The organism is Bacillus sp. ISL-18 (assembly GCF_018613415.1).
Taxonomy (GTDB): Bacteria; Bacillota; Bacilli; order Bacillales; family Cytobacillaceae; genus Neobacillus.
In genome coordinates this window covers 282,676-305,607 of the sequence record NZ_JAGGQG010000002.1, presented here as the reverse complement: position 1 = coordinate 305,607, position 22,932 = coordinate 282,676, and the positions used below count along the sequence as shown (strand labels likewise).

Annotated in this window: 14 protein-coding genes; 1 reads left to right on the top strand and 13 read right to left on the bottom strand. The window is 37.6% G+C overall.

Annotated features, from left to right (window positions below; all coding sequences use genetic code 11):
* Positions 1-2 precede the first annotated feature (2 nt).
* From J7E81_RS01680 to J7E81_RS01660, 5 genes are all read right to left on the bottom strand, one after another.
* Positions 3-1,562, bottom strand: a complete 1,560-nt coding sequence (locus tag J7E81_RS01680) for a response regulator transcription factor (protein ID WP_215040366.1) — start codon at positions 1,560-1,562, stop codon at positions 3-5.
* The gene (locus J7E81_RS01675) at positions 1,540-3,330 is read right to left on the bottom strand and encodes a cache domain-containing sensor histidine kinase (RefSeq protein WP_215040364.1); all 1,791 of its coding nucleotides are present in this window, start codon (positions 3,328-3,330) and stop codon (positions 1,540-1,542) included. Before J7E81_RS01675 ends, J7E81_RS01680 begins: the two co-directional genes overlap by 23 nt.
* A 249-nt stretch (positions 3,331-3,579) precedes the next feature.
* Positions 3,580-4,386: a polysaccharide deacetylase family protein gene (locus J7E81_RS01670; protein ID WP_215040362.1), complete on the bottom strand. Its 807-nt coding sequence runs from the start codon at positions 4,384-4,386 to the stop codon at positions 3,580-3,582.
* An 88-nt stretch (positions 4,387-4,474) separates the two neighbouring features.
* Positions 4,475-5,875: a family 4 glycosyl hydrolase gene (locus tag J7E81_RS01665; protein WP_215040360.1), complete on the bottom strand. Its 1,401-nt coding sequence runs from the start codon at positions 5,873-5,875 to the stop codon at positions 4,475-4,477.
* Positions 5,868-6,146: a hypothetical protein gene (locus J7E81_RS01660; protein WP_215040358.1), complete on the bottom strand. Its 279-nt coding sequence runs from the start codon at positions 6,144-6,146 to the stop codon at positions 5,868-5,870. The genes J7E81_RS01665 and J7E81_RS01660 overlap by 8 nt, the downstream gene beginning before the upstream one ends.
* Before the next feature lie 531 nt (positions 6,147-6,677).
* Here J7E81_RS01660 and J7E81_RS01655 point away from each other — a divergent pair.
* Complete coding sequence (locus J7E81_RS01655; protein WP_308162116.1) at positions 6,678-9,794, top strand: rhamnogalacturonan lyase family protein; 3,117 nt, start codon at positions 6,678-6,680, stop codon at positions 9,792-9,794.
* 96 nt (positions 9,795-9,890) lie between these two features.
* On the opposite strand, the gene J7E81_RS01650 is transcribed toward J7E81_RS01655, so the two are convergent.
* The 8 genes from J7E81_RS01650 to J7E81_RS01615 form a co-directional block, all read right to left on the bottom strand.
* Positions 9,891-12,245 carry an AraC family transcriptional regulator gene (locus tag J7E81_RS01650; protein WP_215040356.1) on the bottom strand — a complete coding sequence of 785 codons (2,355 nt, stop codon included), beginning with the start codon at positions 12,243-12,245 and terminating at the stop codon, positions 9,891-9,893.
* Positions 12,246-12,450: 205 nt separating this feature from the next.
* Entirely contained in the window at positions 12,451-13,113 is a 663-nt protein-coding gene (locus tag J7E81_RS01645; RefSeq protein WP_215040354.1) for a YesL family protein, read from the bottom strand.
* A gap of 33 nt (positions 13,114-13,146) precedes the next feature.
* Complete coding sequence (locus tag J7E81_RS01640) at positions 13,147-13,839, bottom strand: DUF1961 family protein (RefSeq protein WP_308162115.1); 693 nt, start codon at positions 13,837-13,839, stop codon at positions 13,147-13,149.
* Positions 13,840-13,943: 104 nt separating this feature from the next.
* On the bottom strand, positions 13,944-16,421 hold the full coding sequence (locus tag J7E81_RS01635; protein ID WP_215040352.1) for a glycosyl hydrolase: 2,478 nt from the start codon (positions 16,419-16,421) through the stop codon (positions 13,944-13,946).
* A gap of 157 nt (positions 16,422-16,578) precedes the next feature.
* A complete protein-coding gene (locus J7E81_RS01630) occupies positions 16,579-17,469 on the bottom strand; it encodes a carbohydrate ABC transporter permease (protein WP_215040350.1) in 891 nt (296 codons plus the stop codon).
* A gap of 27 nt (positions 17,470-17,496) precedes the next feature.
* Positions 17,497-18,480, bottom strand: coding sequence for an ABC transporter permease (locus tag J7E81_RS01625; protein ID WP_215040349.1), 984 nt, complete (start codon positions 18,478-18,480; stop codon positions 17,497-17,499).
* A gap of 84 nt (positions 18,481-18,564) precedes the next feature.
* Positions 18,565-20,085 carry an extracellular solute-binding protein gene (locus J7E81_RS01620; RefSeq protein WP_215040348.1) on the bottom strand — a complete coding sequence of 507 codons (1,521 nt, stop codon included), beginning with the start codon at positions 20,083-20,085 and terminating at the stop codon, positions 18,565-18,567.
* A 188-nt stretch (positions 20,086-20,273) separates the two neighbouring features.
* Positions 20,274-22,856: an exo-rhamnogalacturonan lyase family protein gene (locus J7E81_RS01615; RefSeq protein ID WP_215040347.1), complete on the bottom strand. Its 2,583-nt coding sequence runs from the start codon at positions 22,854-22,856 to the stop codon at positions 20,274-20,276.
* Positions 22,857-22,932: the final 76 nt, after the last annotated feature.

Below are 22,932 nucleotides of genomic sequence, written 5' to 3'. Positions count from 1 at the left end.
TTTTACATACCTTGGACAGATTCTCTTTTGTATTCTGATGGCGTAAAACCTGTTTGCTTTTTGAAAACCTGACTAAAATATTGTGCGTTTTCCCCAAACCCAATTTTTTCAGCTAACTCAAAGATTTTTACATCACTTTCCTTTTCAATCATACAAATTGCCTTATCAATTCGAACCCGAGTGAGATAATTAGAGAATTTCTCTCCCGTTTCTTTTTTAAACAGCTTTCCAAGGTAATCTGCATTCATGTACAACATCTCATTTGCAACCCATTGCAGGCTTAGCTGGGGGTCTGCTATATGGTTTTCAATCACTTCAAGGACTTTTCGAATGATCGCGGAGTGCTTATTTTTATTTTGTTGAAAAAAGTCATTTGTTATTTCCATAGCTATTTCTTTGAAAAAAGATTTCATACTTTGAATGGTATCTAATTCCAATAAGATGGGCAGTTTGGTTAAGTATGAGTTAATTCTATTGGAGTCCAATAAACGAATCATATTATTAAATAGCTGAATTACATATGATTTGGTTGAATTTATATCGAATCTTAAATTAGTTAAATAAGTGAAAAAGACCGTCATCTCTTCCTCAACCTCATCCCAGCAGCCCGTTTTGACGAGTCTGCAGAATTTCTGATCATCATAATAAAATTCGCCTCGGTACTTTTCATTTTGATGATTAATGTCTTCTTTGGTTATTATGCTGCCTTCACCTAAATAAAATCGATGATTTAAGCAATCTAGCGCTTCCCTATATAACTTATTGGCATGGCTAGTTTTTCCAGACTCACTTATTGCAATTGTACAATCTAGTTGATAATATTGAAAAAATGTTTTTCTAATCTGCTCTATTTTGGTGTGCAACTGTTTACTTCCAACCTCACCGTTTACAAGGATTAAAATTAATTCTCCCACTGAACAACTAAGGGTATATTGTTTGAAAATCTGCTCCGCAATACTTTTTAAAGCAAACAATTGCTCAAATTCAAACTGGCCTTCGATTTGGAATAATAACAGACGAACATCGGGTATCTCTACATCTAATTGAAGAAGTTTTTGATAGTAAGTATCGTTGTTATTTTCATACCTATTTGTGATATATTCCTTCAACCATTGTTCCTTTGCATAGGGAAGAACATTTTCAAGCGTTTCTTTCATATTTTCAACAAATTGTTTACGCTCTTTCTCTAAATCTAACTCTTTACTTAATTCATCTAACGCTTCTATAATTGTATTCTCATTACACGGTTTAAGCAGGTAGTGCTTTACCCCATACACCATAGCCTGCTTGGCATAATCAAATTCACTGAAGCCAGATAACAAGATAAACCGAATGTCAGGATCATGTTCATGAACTTTTGCTACCAATTCAAGTCCATTCATTCCTGGCATTTTTATATCACTAATCACAATATCAGGTTTATTCTGTCTAATTTTTTCAAAGGCCTCTAATCCATTTTTTGCCGTCCCAATTAAACGAGTCCCGATTGACTCCCATTTAATCACTTTTGACATCCCGTCAGTTATGATTCTTTCATCGTCAACTAACAATACTTTGTACATGTTCTTCCCCCCTGTCATATGGCAGAATTAGAATGATTTTAGCTCCCTTATTTGGCTCACTGTCAATTTCCACTCCGTATTCGCTGCCAAATGAAAGTTGAATCCGATCAATAATATTGGCTAAGCCAATACCTTGCCCTCTTGTCTTTACTTCACCGTTCCTTAACTTTTCCAAAAAAGCCGGCTCCATTCCAGGACCATTATCTTCCACGATTAGCTGAAAATTTTCCTTATTTACGATCGAATATATTCTTATTTTACATACATCTACCATATTCTCCAGTGCATAATGGATAGCATTTTCCACCAAAGGCTGCAGTATAAGTTTAGGAATATAAACATCATATAGATTTGGGTCAACGTGCATATTGAAATCCAATCTTTCTTCAAACCTGTATTTTTGAATGACAATATAATTCTTGACAATGTTTAACTCATCTTCAATCGGGATGAGCCGTTTCTTTAGACTGATAGAATTTCGCAGCAGAAAACCTAGTGCTTCAACCATTTTGGATATTTGGTCTTGGTCATTCATTTTAGCGAGCCAGTTGATTGACTCCAAAGTGTTGTATAAGAAGTGAGGATTAATCTGGGCTTGTAAGGCTTTAAACTCAGTTTCTTTAATCGTAAGCTGCTTGGAGAGGTTTTCATTTACCAATTCATCGATTTGTTGTGTCATGGTTTGAAAGTTTTTGTGCAGCATGCCTACCTCATCATCGGAGAGATCAGAAGACTCTAAAAATCCCTTTTGTGCTTCTTTAAAATCGCCGTTTTGTACATACTGCATACCTTCAACTAAATTTTCTAGTGGAATGGTTATATTTCTAGCGAACCTGATTCCAAGGATCGTGACAATAAAAAACATTAAAATAAAAAGGAAGATTAATATTGTTTTTATCATACCAATATTCTTAAAGATTTGATTAAATGGAATAGCATTCACATAGCTCCATTCAAAGTAACGGGAGTTTAGGTGAACGAGGAAATAATTTTTGCCTCCAATTGTTTTTATCTGATAACCTGGTTTTTCATTTATAGACAGGGCTATTTTCTTCAAAGCACTAGCAGATTCTTTTGGATAAATAAGTTCATGGCCATTCGTAATTAAAAATTCGCCATCTATTTTACTAGATCCCTCGAATAGACTGCTGACAAGTTTGTCCATGTTCATATTAATGATTAATGTACCTAGCGGTTCAAAACTCAAATTTTTATATTGTCTTATTTCTCTGGCCGTGACAATAGTAAAATTGTTACCTTTGGGATTTAGCCAGACATTTTTCCCATCCGCTACTATTGCTTCCCGCATGATTTCCTTTTTTAAAACAGATGGTAATTTAAAGGACCTAGGGCCAGCAACGTACTCTTCCCCGCTTGTATCTACAAGAATGACGGATTGTATGTGTTTTTCGTTGTTAACATAGCTTAATAATTTATCGACCATATTGGAATGAATCCGGTATTTCTCGTACTCTGTCCTCTCGTCATCGGTTGCAGCTAAGTACTGTTGAATTTGCGGGTCGGTCAAGATATCGTATGAAACATCTTCAATTTTTTGTAATTCATTTTCAATGATATTGGAAGAGGTACTCAACACTTGCGAAGATTTACTGTAGATTTGTTCATCGTAAATATGAAAGGCGTATTGTAATCCAAAAAAGGTAAATAAAAACGAAATAATCATAATCCATGATACTAAAATAAACAGTTTATATTTAATTTTGAGGTTTGCATAATTTCTTTTCAATAAATCTAAAGTTTTCTCCATTAGAGTTTTCTCCAATTGATTAATATGAATATTAAAAATATTCAGCACACTGTAAACGTAATCATATTTCTTTATTGTATATCAATCTACAATTTTTTTAAACCACCGATTCAATAGAAATTTGGTTGGTTATAAGTAAATTAAAAACTATAAAAAAACCATATCAGTAACTGCACTGATATGATTAAATCGTTCTTTATGTAATTTTCTCTAACTATACTCCAACTTCTAGGTTGTAAAACAGCCCAGTTAGTCTTCTACTAAATGAACTTGGTTTCCCCCTTTTACTTCAACAATTTCATTGTCTACACTTAGCCAAACTGAAATGGCAGCTGGATTAAAAACAAAATGGCTGTCTGCAGAAAACTTTAGGTTTTGAAATGCCTTGATATAGTCGACAATTTCAATATTGGCCGCATACCAAATATCACTTCTGTTCCCTATATTTCTGCAAAAACCCTCTATTAAATCCCAATTTAGATCATCCTCAAACTCATAGCTATGACCCCAAACATACATCATATATAAATATTGCTTTTTATGAAGATTTACAAATTCCTCGGCAAACCTAAGCAAATCTCTTTTATGATGACAGGTTGGATTCCATTCTAAAAAATCATCAGGCATAGAGAAGTTGCCTGTACTATTTACCGTCCTTGCATATTCAATCCCTAAATAGGGAAGCATTTCTTTTACTAATTGGTTATAGGAGCCATTAGGGTAAGATAAGCCTCTTACGGTGTAACCGGCTATTTTCTCCAAGTTTCTTCGATCTTCTATTATTTCCTCAACAATTTGCTCTTTCGGTGACCTGGCAATAGTCGGATGCGTAAGAGTATGAGTCGATATTTCATGTCCCGTATAAAGCTGTGCAATCTCCTCGCCAGGAATACGATCGCCAGTCCCTAATAAACCAGAATTAATATGAAAAGTGCCTTTAATTCCATGCCGGTTGAAAATCTCCACCAGCTTTCTGTCAGCCGCCCTGCCATCGTCATAGCTCATCGTTAACACTTTATGTTTTCCCTCGGGAAAAGTCATGATTACTTTTGGCATTTTACTCACCTCTTCATTTTTTTGTAAGTTATAAATGAAGAACCCCTGCAAGGTTCTTTCTATAAACAAGGGATTCTTTCTATTATTCTTATTTTTTTACGGTTTCAAACTCCCAGCCTGGTAAATAATTTTTCGTATTAAACAACATTTTTTCAAAAAGTTCTTCCGCTTCCTCCGGCGTAATCGAGCTTAAAAGCGGATCCTGTTTAAATGCGCTCAGAGCTAATGGTCTATCACGGTCTATGGCTGCCCTAAGTGTCATTTCCTGATTATGAATATGGCGCAAGACCATATTATTTATCGATGTTGGCAATTCTCCCGAATGAATTGGCTGCACACTATTGTAACGAAACACAGCATTCGTTTCGACAATTACATCTTCCGGTACCCCAGTCATTTGTCCCCTATTTGGGAAGTTTACATTTGAAATGATCTCCCCTAATCCGAGAAGAGCTTTCATCATTTGAACGCCTTCTTCACCGGTAGGATTTAAGACGAAGGACTCCTCCCCTGAGGCCAAGCGCTTGCCTTTTTCATAAAGTTCCTTACCTTTTTCTATCCGCCAATCTACCGGAGTCAAGCCGAATTTCCATTCCCTCACCTTTTCAGGACTATGTAAATACCAAGTATTCGGCATAAACTCTGCTAAATGCCGATCACCCGCAGCTGCAATCATCCCAAATTTTTCAAACAAATCAAATTTTACTCTCTGTGCCGATGCAAAATGATCATTCAACCAATTTCCTGTATTTTTCCCTTCAAATCCAGACTCATAGTATTTATCTACAAACCTTTGGTATAAAGGAAATAAATCAATATTTTGGTAGGATGCCTGGTCAATCCATGTAAAGTGATTAATTCCCAGAACATTGACTTTAATGTCACTACGATCTATTTTTTTAATTCCTTCTAAGTCTTCTAATATGGAAACAAGCAATTTTTGTGTGCCAAATACTTCATGACAGCAGCCGATCGCTTTTATTTCCGGAAAAACATGATAGAGGGTCCTTGTACAGAGACTCATTGGGTTTGTATAATTGATCACCCAAGCATTTGGTGCATGTTCTTTAATTTGGTTAGCAATCTCCACAAATAGCGGAATAGTCCGCAGCGCCCTGACCATGCCTCCTGGCCCTACTGTATCCCCGACAGATTGATAGATGCCAAATTGTTCTGGAGTATGGACATCTGATTTCATCTCCAAAAATGTCCCGGGTAAGATGGAGATAATGACAAAATCGGCACCATTTAAGGCTTCTTTTAATGTTTTTACTGCCTCATACTCCCAGTGTCCGACTACATCATCACGGTCAAGTAATCGATTTCCAATAATAGCATTTTGCTGTGCCGCCTCATAATTGAGATCATACAATTTAACAGTTCCTGAAATACTCTGCTCCGAGGCAAGGTCACTCATCAGCCCCCAAGCCCAGCCTCGAGAGCCTCCTCCAATATATGCTATTTGCACATTCTTTACTTGATTAGCCATTTAAAACTCTCCCTTCGATTTGATTATTGGATGATTCATGCAGCCATTTTTTCAACTTTAATGTTTCAATACCTGAAAGTAAAACGATGCCGATCCCATGTGTATCAATTAGGATCCATGTCAGGTCATGTTTGTAATAATCATTTGTAAATGCATAACCAGAGCCTTGGCATACACTGTAGACATTTCCATGATGATCAATGCCCGCTTTGGAAAGCCCATCAAAGACACGGAAAACTGCTTTCCCCCCTTTTCCTTCTACTTTAATCAATGAAGGCGTTTCCAACAATGAAACATTTTTAATTCGCTTTCATAACCAATTAATACTTTTTTGCCGATTAAGGACAAAAATTGTTTTCACTGTAAAAGTCTTAATCCAAAATGCTTATTTTTTGTTATGCAAAAATGTATGATATACGGGTTGTCCAAAGGAAGTTACTATAAACTCAAAATGGATTCCTTGTTTTAAAGACGTTCAAAAATAGAAGAGAGCATTTTACATTTTTTCACACAGAATTGTAAACGCTCATACGGGTGCATTTCTGAAAACAGTAGTGTCTTACCACTATTCGCGAACTTGTCCGAAGGAACAACTGGAGCCATGTATATGCTTTTCTAAAAGGGGGAATTTTTGAACGGTCAAATGAGGTTTAAAGAAGGGACATACATGCTTGACCAATGCATCAGAGTGAACGTGTCCCATGTAAAAATAGAAACAGAAAATTCAATTTTTTTCAAAGGAATACTTTCAGCATGAAAAACTAAAATCCTTGGTCCAAAAAACAAAGGAGTGAAATGAAAAGTGGGAAAAAATAAAAAGAAACAGCGAATCGCTTCGATTGCTGCGACAGTAGGTTTGGTTTTTTCATGCCTGCCATACGCGGCAGCAGAAACTGCATCGAGTCCTTATAACGTGTTATCCAGTACGAATTTTGACAATAATGATCTATGGGGATTTTCCACAACGGGTGCTACCGTATCCATAAACAATAATAATGTAGGTGGAAATACTACACCAAAGCTTGAATACAGCATCGTTGATCAAAAAGGAGGCCGTGTTGCGACAAAGAATTTTGCCACGGCGGTTAAAGGAAGCGATATCCGTGTGAAATTTGACTGGTATCCAGGCAAGATTAATGATAAAGGCACTAATCCCGATGAAAATGGCGGCGAGTTTAGACTTATTGACAGTTCCGGTAATATCGTCTTTACAATAAACGATACCCATAATTCTAAATTGAGCTATTTTGCAAAAGGTCAACCTACAGTAGTATCAAGTATTTCAAATACGGAAGCATGGTATCAATTTGACATTCATTTTGATATAAAAAACAACTCCGTCACAACCAATATTGCAGATCAACAAGGTAATCCTCTTGAAGACCATACCTTTTCATTAGAGGGCTCATCCTTTGATGGTTCGATCGCAGCTATTAAATTGGTCGGGGTTCGTACAGCCGGCAATAATGAAACATGGGATACGTTCCTTGATAATTTCGAGGTCTCCAATGTATCTGTTCCAGATAACACACTTTATTTGGTAGATAAATTACCATATCACCGTGTTTATGTGAATCAAACGAAAACGGACATCTCTTCCATCGGTCTTCCTAATACAGTTGGAGTAACGCTTGCAGATAATAGTAAAAAAGAAGTGGCAGTAAGCAAGTGGGAAAACGTTGGTGATAAAGCTTGGGATCCTAGTAAACCAGGAGTCTATGAGTTTAAAGGGACCCTTGCTGAAACAGACGGGATCGACAACACCTTTAATAAATCTGCAAAAATCTATGTCTATAATCGTCTGACTCCTTCGGAATCCGACAGACAGACGGAGTTTCTTGACAGGGGTTTAATTGCTCTTAAATCAGATGCAGGTAATTTCGTTAGCTGGCGTTTGCTTGCCGATGAATATAATAAAGATGTAAAATTCAATATCTACCGTAATGGAGAAAAATTAAATAAGCAACCGTTAGAGGTTACAAACTATAAGGATTCTGAAGGTGCCCCAGGTGATACTTACACGGTTGAAACGCTTATAAATGGCAAATCGACAGAGAAAAATGACGTAAAAGCAACCGATAAGGATTATTTATCGATCCCAATGCAAAAGCCTGAAGGCGGGACAACTCCTACCGGAGAGTCTTATACCTATTCGGTGAATGATTCAGGTGTAGGCGATATAGACGGTGATGGCAAGTATGAGGTTATTGTAAAATGGTACCCATCCAACGCGATCGACAGCTCTTTTACTGGTTACACAGGCCCAACCATTTTTGATGCGTATAAATTGGATGGGACTCTTCTTTGGCGGATGGATATGGGACATAACCTTACTTCCGGTGCCCACTACAATCAATTTGTCATCTCCGATTTCGATGGTGACGGCAAAGATGAATTCATGATTAAAACGGCTGACGGTACAAAAACATACGGAGCGACAAACGGAAAGTTCGACAAGAGCAAGGTAATCAGTGAAATTGGCAACCCGGCAGATGATGGAAAATATGTTGGCACGAATGGCCATATCATTGGAGGACCTGAATATATGTCCGTTTTTAATGGGGAAACCGGAAAAGTGATTGATACCATTGATTATGCATTCCCAGTGGGAGAAGGCGGCCTTTCTTGGGGTGACTCATGGTATAACCGTTCTGACCGATTCCTGTCAGGATTGGCATACTTGGATGGTAAACATCCAAGTGCGATCTTTGGAAGAGGCTATTATGCACGTACAACTTTTGCAGCCTATACTCTTGAGAATGGCAAACTTAAACAAGAATGGACTTTTGATTCTGACAAAGCAGGCAAAGGTGGCGCCTTAGGCTTCCACAATCTGTCAGTTGGCGACGTCGACAATGATGGCTGTGATGAAATTGTTGCCGGTTCATTAACACTCGATCAGGATGGCAGCATTCTTTATGCTATGGATGGCGAGATGGGACGTGAACAGGGCTCCCATGGTGATGCCCAACATTTAGGTGCTTTTGATCCTGACCGCGAAGGACTTAGTGCAATGGAGGTACATGAAATTCCAGCTGTTGCTTCTGAGGAGCTCCATGATGCTGCAACAGGGGAAACTTTGATGTCTTATTATGCCTATACGGACGCAGGACGTGGATTAGCTGCCAACATTACCTCAAGCCCGGGTTATGAGTTCTGGGGAGCTGCCGGAAACACTCCTGAAACAGGCGGAGGCGTTTATAACGTCCAAGGCAATGTGGAATTAACGAAAAAACCTACTGGACTTTCGACTAATTTCGCACTGTATTGGGATGGCGACCTATTGCAGGAATTACTGGATGATACCTCCATTACAAAATACAATGAAACAACAGGTAAAGTCGATCTTCTAAAGAAATTTGCAGACGTTCATAGTAATAATGGAACAAAGGCTACGCCAACACTGCAAGCTGATATTCTGGGTGACTGGCGTGAAGAAGTTCTTCTGCCGACAACCGACGATTCCGAACTTAGAATCTTTAGCACAACGATTTCTACACCATACAGACTCTATACGCTCATGCAGGATCCTTTATATCGAAACGGGATTGGCTTCCAAAACAGCGGCTATAATCAGCCTCCTCATCTCGGATTCTACCTCGGCGAAGATAGAAAAGATTCTGTCCTAGCGGGTAATTTAAAAGCACCGGATGTCGACTATACAGCCAATCTGCAAGCGATGAAACATACAGTAGGGCTTGAGCTAAATGACCCAGCGTTTTCAGTATTAAAAAATAATTTAGATCAAGCACAGCATCAATTGGACAAAGGCAGACCTGAACAGGCTGCAAAACTAATGGGGGTTTTTGTTAATCAGCTTAGTGGAGAAACTAAGCTGAACGAAGCTCTAAAAACAAAATTAACTGCGGATGCCAGCCAATTAATCAAAGCTTGGAATGGTCAAGCTTCGAATGAATAAAATGAGAATGATTTAAACTGTACCTCCATTGTTAGATCGAGCTTTCAATGGAGGCTTTTTTCTATAAAAAAAAAAAAAAAATGATGATTAACTAAATTAATCATCATTTTTTACTATTAATTTATTTGTGTCTTGGTTAAGCTTTCTGAATTGACTAGGTGGAATTCCTATTTGTTTTTTAAATATCCGATTAAAATAACTATGCCTGTAACCTACTCCCTCTGCAATGTCATTGATTTTCATATCTGAGTGGATCAATAGTTCTTTTGCCTTCTCAATCCTTTGTTGTGTTAGATAATCAATAAAATTGATTCCAACAATTTGTTTAAATGCTTTACTAAGAGAATAAGGATTTGTACTGACTTCATCCGCACAACTTTCTAAAGAAATATCGTTCATGTAATTCTCATGAATTTTTGTAACTACCTTTTCTATTATTCTCTTTAATTCTATATTCATACGACCTTCTAGTCTCTGAATATATGGACTGATTACATCATTTATAAACCAAAGATTAATTCTATCAACATCACGTATTTGAGAGAGTTCCTCAAACATATTTTTCCCTTCAAATAAGTCATTCGGATGGATCCCTGAATGTAATATCTCATGCTGAATACTGCTATATAGTTGAATGACAGCCTGTTGTATATAGATTTCACTAATTTCTTTACATGTTAATTCCTGGGTGAATTTTTTAATCAACACTTCAATTTGATCAAGTTGTCCCATACGAATAGCTTGAATAATTTCTTTTTCTGTTGCAAATGGATAATGGAACTCAATATCGTTTCTGCTATTTTTGTGCTCCTCTAAATCAATAACCTGGTTAATGTTTTCAAACGTTCTGAACCGCTTGCCCGTCCTTACTTCTTCAAAAATATAAGGTATTTTCTTTACACTTTCGGTTTTTTCGCTTATTGTAATCGTTACCTGTAATTTTATAATCCTATTCACAGCCTCTGTCACATTCTTTGCAAACCTATGCAATTTTTCTCGGGCCGAATGATCAGGACGATAAATAACTAACATCCCTGCAGATAAATCTGAAAAGTTAATAACATTAAATTGTTCAAACATTTCCTTTGCAAAGTCTTCCATAATATTTGTCGCCATGAATGTAACTAACCCATCATCATTCGTAGAGAAAATTTCCTTGGAATCGGTTAATCCAGTGAGTTGAAGATCCAAAGCAATAAAAGACCGATTTTTTAAATTCCACCCGTATGTCTCCATTCGCTGACGTAAATCATCTTCATGATACTGAAAAAAATACCCTTGGACTAATTGATAGATAAAACTATTTTTTAGTTCTGTTAGTTGTTCGGTAAGTCGATTTTGCAACAAATTACTTTTTTGAGACATTTCCTTCCACTGCTGTTCGATAATAGAAAATTCATCTTTACCGACTTGATTCCATCTTTCTGTTTCATTGCCAACTAAATTTCTGACTAATGTTCGGACAGGTGCATATATTTTTATTGAAGTGAACCATGACAAAATAATCGCTAAAATAAGAGCGGATGCACTGATAATAATAATTAACCTTGACACAAAAACAATTGGTGCTGTAATTGATGTCATCGGCGCTGCAGAAATATAAGTCCAATTAGAATTAATCCTAGTAAAATGACCAAATGAAATGGAATACATTATATGATTAAACTCAAATGGAAAAGACCCACTGCTTTGCTTGTGTTTACCAATTTCTCCTTTTAAGGCATTTATAAAATTAGATTGATTAGTACTGTTCGAGGATAGTATTACCTTATTTTCTTCATTTAATAGGATAGTTGCTCCATTTTCGTAAGGGGTTAATGTCTTTAATAGTTGAAGTGCTTTATTATGATCAATTGTTACAATTAAAGCGCCAAATGGGTCTTTACTGGTTATTGGAATCGGACTGACAAAAGCCAGAGTTGGTGATTTCCTCCCCTTACTTGGGGAATACTCTACCCAATGATGTTCCATTCCTTTTGAAAGTAAGCTATTATAAAAAACTTTCTGTTTTTCATCTAATATATTGTATTGAGGCTTAAATAAGATTGGTTTATCCAAATTTAAAAACAATTCGTCATCACTTATCAAATTATGGCTTCCTTGCAATAAGGATAACGTTTTGGTTATATCGTAGGTTTCATTAAACTGCTTAACAAAATCAATATCTTTTAAAGATTCCCCAAATCTAGGTTCAAACACCCAATGGGTTGTATATTCCTCTATATATTGAAATTGTTCATCCATATTATTTGCCCGTTGAATAATTTGGCTGTCATTGGATGCTCTAAGCTCATCTTCTACTTTTCCGACACCAAACCAATAGATACCTAGACCAGTGATCAGTCCTGGAATGCTAGCAATAAGCAAAATAAGAACAAAGCTATTGCGATGAAAGTTTCCTTTCCAACGGGGACGTTTTACTTTATTTATATCAATGTTTTTAAATGGCATTAAGAACACTCCAAACATAAAGTATAACCATGATAGGATAAGTTCTATTATTGCATAACTTATCAAAAAAATGAAGGCGCTTTAATTTCAAAATTTTATATTTTCAAAAAAAACTTGGCAGCAGCATGCATACCAAGTTTAATCTTTCTTTTATTAAAGGGCTCTTTGACTTTCCATGAATTTCGGTATAACCATAAGTAAACCTTTATATATGCCTTTTGAATAGTGCTTCCTCTGTAGCCCCTGAAGCAGCCCGTTCGGCTCTCTCGATTCTTGAAAAGGCAAAGAAAGAAGACCACATAAGAACAACTGCTAGCGTGCTGCCGCAAAATAATGGGATTAGTCCAGGTACTGTCGACATTAAAAGATAGACCGCACTCCCCCCTATCCCTATTAAAATTGTAGAAAGCGGATTCAGTAACATGATAATAAAAGAACTTTTTAATACCTGATGTACCTTCAAATCATAATGGACAAAAGTAGGAAAGGCATAACATACAGTTAACACAAACCCTAGACAGATAATTAGTGCAGGATAATAGAGTAAAGTAAGCAAACCTCCCGTGGTTCTTATTAAATGAATATCGACATATAAGAAGTACCCTAGTATGAACAAAATAAGACCCAGCAGATTACTTTTAAAAAAGTCTTTTTTAAAAGACTCCAGGAAAGTTTTAAATACGGGTGTATCAAAGTCACCCATTAGCATTTTTCTGATAACGACAAACATTGCGATCGTTGCAGGAAAAAACCCAAAAACAACTAAACCAAAAATGGAAAAAACCATCCATAAGAGATTAGTAAAGGCAAGCTTCATGATCCAATCACAAAGTTTATAAAATCCACCGATTGCCCCTTTCATCTGCATGCTTATCCCTCCTATGTATCTAATAAGTGTAATCTAGTTTAATATTGCCTGGTGAATAACTAAATTAGCATAAGCTGCTTTCATTGGCGCCATCTGCCTGAAACCTATTTTCCCGCCTCCATAAATAGGACCGTATGTTTGTCCGTCATCTTCCCATTCAAGTACAACCAATTCATTAATGGAAAACTGAACAATCTCTTCATACTTTACTAATTTCATATGATAGGGTGATACGGCATCCTCTACGGGTGGAAGTGGGTCAGCACCAATGGCGGCCAGGTGAAAGCCATAACTTTTTCGTAAATTACAGGTGCGAAACGCCCGCTCATCTGCATACTTATGCCTGAAATAGGACAAGTGCAGTGCATTAATAGCACCTGAATGGTACTCCGGATATCGCCCCTGCCTTACCGGCAATGTTGGATCAAAGAGATCTTCGCCATTTCTTCCGGCCGCCGCGAAAAAGAACATACAGAGACCAGGTTCCCTAACAGGGTAAAAGTCCCATTCGATCATAACTTTGTCTGGAAAATCCACTGGACACCAATAAACCCAGTGTGCCCGGTCCCCATAAATAACTGGATCTAGTTCATTTTCTAAGTGCAAGCGGTTATGTTCGAAGCTTATCTTTGCTCTTCCCTCTAATTTCCAATCCGCTATATTTTCTTGAACTGCAAGAGGATTAGCGTAGAGGCATTCTCCTTTTTCAAATTGTTTAAATATCACTAAGCTCGCCCTCCCTTAAAGATGATTATCTATACTTATTTACCTTACAATATAAATTTCTAATTCTTTTCCTACAACCATACTTTTTTGCATAGCTGCCCATATTATTGATAAAGCTTTAAGGTTACTGGGCCAATCAGACCGGACTTTACCGGTTCCTTGGCATATTCGTTCGCCTTACTGTTAGTAACTATTACTTCTATATTCAAGGTATCTGTGTCCAAATTTGGTGTTATATCAAATAAATATGGACTCCAGAGCTTGGCACCTGCACTTTTTCCATTGACGACAACTTCTGCGAGCTCGCAAACTTCGCCTAAGTCTAACTCAGCCTTTTTATAACAATCTATGGGATCTAGTGTAACGATCGCTTGATAAATAGATTCACCGGAAAAATATTTCATATCGTCAAACTCAGTCAATGGAACCAATTTTTCGATTGGTTCATTATCGCGAAATGGATTTGTGATCGTCCAACTGTTTACATTAATATCGATAACTTGTTGTGATTTTTTGCTTGGATTTACAAAAGTTGGTGATTCATTCCGGTTTACGCAAATAATTAAGGATTCCCGGTGTTTTAGTGAAAGATTGAATTTTGTATACTCATGATCCACTTCATTAATTTCAATTGTTTCTATATCAGAGTGCCATGCATCCCACTTTTCTAGAGCACCTTTACATTTAAGAGCAAATTCTCCCTCAATGGCATGATCGCCCTCATTGACCAATAGATAAAAATCAATGCCTTCTTTGACGATATGTGTCACCCGCAGCCCAGGATTATGCGGTATTACATAAACATCCCGGGATTCTACATGATCGATCGCCTCTATTACGCTGTTATAGTTATAAATGTGGACGATATTGCCTTTTAAGGGGAGATTTTTCTTTTCGGGATTATTAACTATCACTGTACCTCCGTTTTCAAGAAATAGATTTAGTTTACGGACGAGCTCTTTGGAAACGAGTTGTTCAAGATTTTCAATAATGATCACACGATAATTCTGTTTTTGAATTTTCACTTTACCTTCTTCAATTATACAATCGTGAAGAAACAGATCTTCTTCCAGGTAATTAAATTCGATTTGGTTCGTAAATAACGGCTTAGCAATTTTCCAGGGAATATGATCCTCTTCACATAAAATGACAATATCCGTAACGTTTGTACAATCACTCAGCAACCAGGACATCCGTTTTTCATAATCAGCGATCAATTTATAATATTTCCACCACGAGTTATGGGGACCGTTGTCAGGTGCCCGCTCATTTAATCTTTCTCCTTCAATGGAATAATAAAATGCATGGGGATAAAGTTTATTAACCCCCCTGACGAAAAGCCAATCGACAAACCATTTTATATCAGCTACTGAAAATTGCCATTGATGTCCATCTGGTCCGCAGCAGCCAAAACATTCATTGGCATTACGAGGCAATCCGCGATGCCTTGCCGCATCAGAGGTACATTTCCCCAGCGTACTGTCACGCCCTGTAACTCCCTTATCATCTTCCGGGCCTACCCATCTCCACACCAGATCCTGGCCAGGCAGCTGAAAATATTTTAAAAATCCAATATCATCGCTTGTTTCCGGATGCCCTGTCAGTTGAATACCATGACTTTCACACCACTCGGAGATGGGGCGGTAATACGTTTGTTGGAGGCGTTTATTGACTGTTTTTTTAAATTTTTTTCTTTTGACATTTGTGTCACTGCCGACGTCAAACCATAGTGATAACAAGTCCGTAGGAACATTTCCATGGTTCTTATAATATTCCATAAAGCCAATCGTCCATGGCTTGATTTTTTCCGTGTCAACACAACGCCCGACAACACTCGGTTCATCTGTAAAAAGCGCTGTTATGGTATTTCCGAAGTATTCCTTAAAATGTTCATAATAGACATCATGGGTTACACGGATAAACTTTTGCATTGCCTCTGAATTTAACAAATCTCCTGCAGGCGGTGCTCCTGGCTCGCCATCGTCTTCTCCAAAATGGAGACCGCGAATGGTTCCTTTTGAAAAAGTAGAAATAAGCAAAACAATGGACCAATTTCCCGTATCTTTCGATTCAAATGAAACTGTATTGTTTTCAACCTCTAATGAAATACAGGAGAGAGGATCAATTATCAATTCCCCTGTAACCTTTCCAGCAACCGCAAGGACAATCTCCTCGTATTCTTCCAATCTTTCTTCAATTTGTGTAAAACCGTTTACCGAATGCATAGACATTCGCAGTCCACGGGCGGCATATTCCGGATTGTTTTCAACTACCTTACCATGGGCGGATCCTGATGGATACATGCCTTCATCATAAATGATCACTTTTATGCCTAATTCTGTAGCTTCTTCCATAATAAATCGCATTAGATCCATAAATTTCAGGCCTAAATATTCAATATCCGCTGGAATACCAATACGTGGATGGGCAACAACACCCAAAACCCCTTTTGCTTTAAAATCTCTCAGTTGTCTCGAAATCTCCTCTTTGTTAAGATTTCCATTTAAAAACCAAAATGGAAAAATGGAATATTCTGCAGAGGGATTATTAAAATCATGTTTTAGTTGAGTTAAATTGTTCATTTGCTCACCTTCAATTTTGATAATATACTACAGGCTGTTCTACATTTTGGTAATCTTCCAGATTAGTGTTTTTTCTTTCCGTAAATAAAGTCGGAAAAAAAGACGGTGATTATCAGTCATCTCACCGCCTGCACTCTTAAGATTAAAATGTTTGACTTTATCCTTTGACTGACCCCAATAGCATCCCCTTAGCAAAGTGTTTTTGCAGGAATGGATAAACAATTAAAATTGGCAAAGTAGCTACAACCACAACTGCTAATTTTAATGATTGTGCAGGAGGCTCAACATAAGCTGCTCCTTGAGAAGCGGCATCAGTAAGGTTTCCTTGCGATAGAATAATAATTTGTTGGAGCAGCACTTGGACTGGCCACTTGGTGTTGTCACTAATATACAATAGGGCATGAAAGAAATCGTTCCAAATCCCGACAGCGTAAAACAAGGCAAATGTAGCAAGGACAGGTTTTGACAATGGTAAGATAATTCTCCAAAAAATCCCCATTTCTGTACAACCATCAATCTTCGCTGCTTCTTCCAATTCATTAGGAATACCTTGAAAGAAAGTTTTGACAATGATTAAATTAAATGGATTGATTGCACCTGGTAAGATTAATGACCAATAGGAATCTAACAATCCCAGTGATTTTACTACGATATACGTCGGGATCATTCCCCCGCTGAATAACATCGAAAATACAATCATATTCATAAATACGTTGCGTCCCAATAATTTCTTTCTCGATAAGGGGTAAGCCATTGTAAATGTAAAGAATAGACAAACCAGTGTACCAACTAAGGTCACACCTATCGACACCAGAATGCTGCGCGAGAATGTTGCAGTTGAGAAAATATATTTATAGGCACTCAGCGTAAACGTTTCCGGCCAGATAAAAAAGTTTCTCCTCGTTAACTCAGCCTCTGTAGCAAACGATCCTGCGATTATATAAAGAAATGGCAGAATCATAATAATCCCGATAATGGCTAACATAACAACGTTAAAGCCATCAAATATGCGCCCGCCACGTGTATTATGCATTTTAAGATTTGCCATATTCTGCACCTCCTTGAACATTGAACATTAAAAGATTCCTTCCTCTCCCATTTTCTTGGCTAATTTGTTTGAGCCTAAAACAAGAATGATCCCAATAACAGACTTAAAGAGCCCAACAGCCGTACTATAGCTATACGCCCCCTGTGTAATCCCAACAAAATAAACATACGTATCAAATACATCAGCAACCCCACGGTTTAATGAATTGGACATCAAATAAATTTGTTGGAAGCCAGTGTCCAGAAAACGGCCAAGTTGGAGGATAAGCATAACGATGATTGTACTTCTAATGGCAGGCAGAGTGACATGCCATAATCGTCTAAATCGTCCTGCACCGTCAACAATTGCCGCTTCATACTGTTCTTTATCAACAGATGTAAGTGCAGCTAAGAAGATAACCGTTCCCCAGCCAGTCTCTTTCCAAATAATTTGCAGCATCATTAACGGGCGGAACCAATTTGGTGATGATAGAAAATCAATCTGTTTCCCGTAAATATGGGAGACAATTTCATTTACAATGCCACCGCTTGTCGTAAAAAAGATATACGTAATACTCGCAATGATTACCCATGACATAAAGTGAGGTACATAAATAAACGTTTGCATAACTCTCTTATACGAATCAACCCGTAATTCATTCAACAGGATTGATAAAATAATCGGTGCCGGAAAGAAAAATACCAAGTTTAACACTGCAAAGATCGCTGTATTTTTTAATAGTCGAAAGAAATCCGGATTTTTAAAGAAGTCTATAAAGTTATCAAATCCAACCCATTTACTTCCAAGCACTCCCGTAAAAGGCGAATAATCTTGGAAGGCTATCACAATGCCCCACATCGGAAGATACTTAAAAACAATAAAATATACCAACCCCGGAAGCAGCAAGATATAGAGCCATTTATCTCTAATAATTCGTTGAATCGGAGAAAGCTCTGACTTTATTTTCGTTTTTGATCCGATTGCCGGTTGTGATAGGTCCGTTTCAGCAACTTGTACACTGATTTTTTCCATTATTGATTTTCTCCTTTCCTTCTATGTTTTTATTTCATTTGCTAGAACAGGCAGTTCGAAAACTGCCTGTTTTTAACTCAATAATTACTTGTTTTCTTTGTATAATTTATTTATTTCTGCAACATAATCGTCTCCGCCAGAAGTGCGCCATAATTTAATGGCATCTTTAAATCCTTTATCATCAATTTGGCCAACAATATATTTTATACGGGCGTCATTGATGATGTTGTCTAATTGCTGTCCTTTTTGCGCGTATACATCAGAAATCAGGGAGGCAGCAGGATTTGGAACAACAATTTCTTCATTCTGTTTCATGATTTCATTTTCTTTTACTTGGAGCGGCGAATACTCTGGATGTTTGAAATTACTTACAGGAATCCCTGGTATGAATTGGTTTAAGTCTGTATATTCAGTAGCCTCTGGGTCTTGTGCTGTAAAAAGAGGTACGATATTGTTATTTTCCATCTTATAATGACGCCCCTCAACACCTGCATAGGCGATTGTTTGAGCCGGTTCATTATTCAGCTTATCAATAAAAGATAATACTTGTTTTAATTGTGCTTCCGTTTTTACACTAGATTTTGGAATTGCCAGCATGCCGCTATAACCCGCAGTAGGCAGATTATGAAGTCCTTCCGGTCCTGAGACTGCTCCCATTACACCAACAGCATCTTTTAAATTTGGATCAATTTTTTCCATAGCAGTCTGATTACGATGAGCTTGGTCTAATACGTTAACAATGGCTCCGGCTTGTCCTTTCTGGAATGGAACATCCCATTGTCCAGAATCCATTACCGCAAAATCCTGGTTGATCAATTTTTCATCATACAATTTCTTAAAGAATTTTAATGCATTCATATATTCTGGTGTCATAAAATCTGGTTGAAGCTTGCCATCATCTGTCAAGCCAAATTTATTTGGAGCACCAAACCATGTTTGCATTACATCGAACGGACCGGTAAATTTTGAAATAACCATACCGTACGTATCTTTTTTACCATCCCCATCTGGATCATTGTTTGTGAATGCTTTTAAAACATTATAAAAATCGTCTATTGTTTTAGGCTCTTGTAATCCCAACTTTTTCAACCAATCCTGGCGGAAATAGATTCCGTTTCTTCCAAGTGGGCGGGCCCGATAAACCCCATATACCTTCCCATCAATTTCACTATTTTGTAAGGTAACTTCATTGGCCTTACTTAAATTTGGATAATCTTTTAAATAAGGGGTTAGGTCCCAAAATGCTCCATTACGGACAGCGCTAACAAAACTTGGGATTTTATCAGGAATCATCATGATAGTCGGAAGCTTGCCGGAGGCTAAAGTTACATTTAACTTATCTGAATAAACAGAATTCAGAACATAATTTATAGTAATATTTGATTTCGTATACTTTTCAAGCGCCTTAAGGGCCGGACTGTTACTAGTAGGCGGCGTAGCCGAAAACGCTGTCGTCATAATGGAAATATTTAATTTACCGTCTTTATTATTACTAGCTTCACTCGATGTCTTATCAGTATTACTGCATGCTACAAGCGAAGAAAGCAGCATGGCTGAAAGTGCTGGAATTGCTACCTTTTTACTAAGCTTTTTACCCTTTTTCATTTTGGTACCCCCAATAATAAATTTATTAGTTTTCCTATTTGCCTTTTCCAATTACCGTTCATACTATTTTAATAAGTAGTCCAATAATTGTGTCGTGCTATACATTGAATTTAAACCGCTTTCATTTTTCAGACAACTACATTTTTTTGTCTTAATAAAAACCTTGATTTAATAAGGTTTTTTCACCTTTAAACACTTTCTTGTTGGACTAATACTTTCTTGGATTTATCATTTGGCAGGTATTCACCAATTAACTCCAAAGCTACAATCGTATTTAGACACCATTGAGATGTAGTATTCGTCGTTATACTTGGAACTTCAGTAATCTTCCTCCAACTTTGGACCTCTTCCTCTATGATTGGCAGCACCATTTGACTGATTTCTTCATTTAATAGTAGATTCCAAGCTTTTTCGGCCAGGTTTTTATCTTTTTTCCTTGCCGCAGCATAAGCAACCATTCCAGAAGCAAGCATTGGCAGACTAAATAATTTATTGTGAAGGATCCCATTACTTCTAGCTAATTTTTCTTCATTACTTTGAACATAAAATTCGCCAAATTCGGCCAACATATCCTGCCACTCTGAATCGCCGAGGACCTGTGCGAGTTCCATCCACGCCTGAGGACCCCCGAAAGCAATCACCATGTGATAGCCTCCTTCATTTCCATCACCCATATGAAGAAGATTGCTTGTTTTTGGGTCATATCCGAAAGTCGGACCCGATAACAACCGGAACGGCAAATTTTTTAATGTATTGATGCCAGTCATAATTTTTTCTTTGTACGTTTGATTTTCTGTTCGTTCCCATTCTGATAACCAATTGGAACAAAAGGCAGCCCAATCTGGACCAACACGGGCGTGTGTCGAGAATTGTTCGGTTGAATAAAATTCTCTCATAGGATCAAGATTGGCTAATGCTTGATCAGCATCTTTTACTTCTGTTAGTAAATCTCTTACTCTTTCATCAGTTGTTAAGAAATAATAGTATTTATGTAATCCCGCCATACTAACTCGCGCTTCTTTACAGCCACAGCCCCAATGGACGACATTATGGCGGGAACCTAACCCGGCATATTCACCAAAGTGGTAGCAATCCACCTCACTGGTATGTCGTGTCATTGCCTCTGCCATGATAAACACGTCTTCTCGTCCTGACCGTAAAAATGAATACCAGAGCCAAATATTCGGCACGAGCTCGGTATTTTGCCAAGCAAAGCCTCCGATATCATACATCCATTGATGACGGACGGGATCGTAGGTATGCATGACGTCACCATAATTCCAATAACCATACCATCTTCGCTGTTCGATTTCCTTCTTATAAAAATCAAAGGCCCTATCAAGCTGTTCTTCTAAATGGGCTTTCATTGGAGTGCTTCGATCCTCTAGGCTCCATACACCTGATGCTTTTGTATGATGGTAGTATTCTGGTTCACATACTAATAACATAGGTGCTTGCCATTCTTCTATTTGACTTACTAACTCTTCATTTGAAGGTGAATCAGAATAAAATTGTAAAAAGATCTCACTGGTATTAGCAATTCCAACCGGAGTGGAACGCATTTCATCAAAACCCTCATAAGCACTGACCACATGTGTTTCATTATTATAATGCCGCAGGTCCATTGCTTCGGCATCTGGTGACCAAAACCAGGCTTTCAGCTTTGCTTCGGACTTATTTAAATCATTAACTTCCAATGCTGAGGGGAACTTTTGCCAAAAATTCTTTATCCCGACTGCGATTCCATGATCCTCTCCACCAATATAAAGCAAACCCTTTGCTCTAGTACCGTGAGTGGATTCCACCCAGGCAGAGGACTCTTGTGTCCGTTTGATGATTCGATAATGGTCTGCTGAATCCTGCTGAAGTTTGAAATCATTCCAAATGGCATTTTGTTTGGCATGGTCTAATAATTGCGAGTGTTTTTCTTCTGTTAGGCTAACAATTTCACCCGCTATTTGTTTTTGAAACAAGCCATCCACATTTCTGTGTCTTCTCGTTAGTAGAAGCTGGGATGCTTCCGAATAGATCCCCTCATCTCCTAAAAAACGGACATTACGATTCCACGCTTGCCCTTCTAGTGGAACTGATAATTCTAAGCCTACACCTTTGATAAAATCCTTTTCGGGATCGCCATCGTAAAACAGGGTATGGACCGTACGCACGGATTCAGTGTTTGCATAAAAGTAAAGCCTTAATTCAAACGGAAGTAATGTACCTGTTCCCGATTTTGCCTGATGGGTTCCTTCCATTTTAATAACAACTCTTAATGGACCTTTTTGTTCAATTTCCACATGGTTGATAATGCCTTCAAATGGTTCTTCGCGGATGACTGTAATCCCGTTTTCCCTAGTACGAGTCTCTTTAGTCGAGTTTAACTTACCTTCAAACGCAACTGTTTTTGTGCCTCTTTTTACAAAATTAATAATCTTGTTTCCCTGTTTATTAATGGAGAATAATAGTTTACAAGTATCGATTTCAATAGTATGTTTATTTTCCCTAACCTGCAAGATACTGTCAGAATTTACATGTTCACTTAGCGACACTTCATATATATCTTCATCACCCTGAAGTACAGCGGCATGCCCTGTCCACTTCACACTCCCATCTGGCCAAAAAGCCATTGGCCAAGTTTGCAACGGACTTTTTTTACCGCTGCTACTTTGGAGACAGATGGTATCTTCCCTATTTAATGCCCCTCTTTCCCAAGGAATTCCCCAAGAAATTCCTGTCAGATTCTTCGGCCTTTTGTTTAACCAATGTAATTTCACAGTTCCACTCTCCCACTGGCTGTTTTATTTGCTACAATTCTATTATTTTCAGTCCTTTCCTTTCCTTCAACGCTCA

What these genes read in the sequence shown, in the direction of transcription:
- J7E81_RS01645 (WP_215040354.1), bottom strand. Translation starts at nt 13,113, where the DNA reads ATGCAGATGAAAGGGGCAATCGGTGGATTTTATAAACTTTGTGATTGG.
- J7E81_RS01680 (WP_215040366.1), bottom strand. Translation starts at nt 1,562, where the DNA reads ATGTACAAAGTATTGTTAGTTGACGATGAAAGAATCATAACTGACGGG.
- J7E81_RS01670 (WP_215040362.1), bottom strand. Translation starts at nt 4,386, where the DNA reads ATGCCAAAAGTAATCATGACTTTTCCCGAGGGAAAACATAAAGTGTTA.
- J7E81_RS01650 (WP_215040356.1), bottom strand. Translation starts at nt 12,245, where the DNA reads ATGCCATTTAAAAACATTGATATAAATAAAGTAAAACGTCCCCGTTGG.
- J7E81_RS01625 (WP_215040349.1), bottom strand. Translation starts at nt 18,480, where the DNA reads ATGGAAAAAATCAGTGTACAAGTTGCTGAAACGGACCTATCACAACCG.
- J7E81_RS01620 (WP_215040348.1), bottom strand. Translation starts at nt 20,085, where the DNA reads ATGAAAAAGGGTAAAAAGCTTAGTAAAAAGGTAGCAATTCCAGCACTT.
- J7E81_RS01635 (WP_215040352.1), bottom strand. Translation starts at nt 16,421, where the DNA reads ATGAACAATTTAACTCAACTAAAACATGATTTTAATAATCCCTCTGCA.
- J7E81_RS01630 (WP_215040350.1), bottom strand. Translation starts at nt 17,469, where the DNA reads ATGGCAAATCTTAAAATGCATAATACACGTGGCGGGCGCATATTTGAT.
- J7E81_RS01675 (WP_215040364.1), bottom strand. Translation starts at nt 3,330, where the DNA reads ATGGAGAAAACTTTAGATTTATTGAAAAGAAATTATGCAAACCTCAAA.
- J7E81_RS01665 (WP_215040360.1), bottom strand. Translation starts at nt 5,875, where the DNA reads ATGGCTAATCAAGTAAAGAATGTGCAAATAGCATATATTGGAGGAGGC.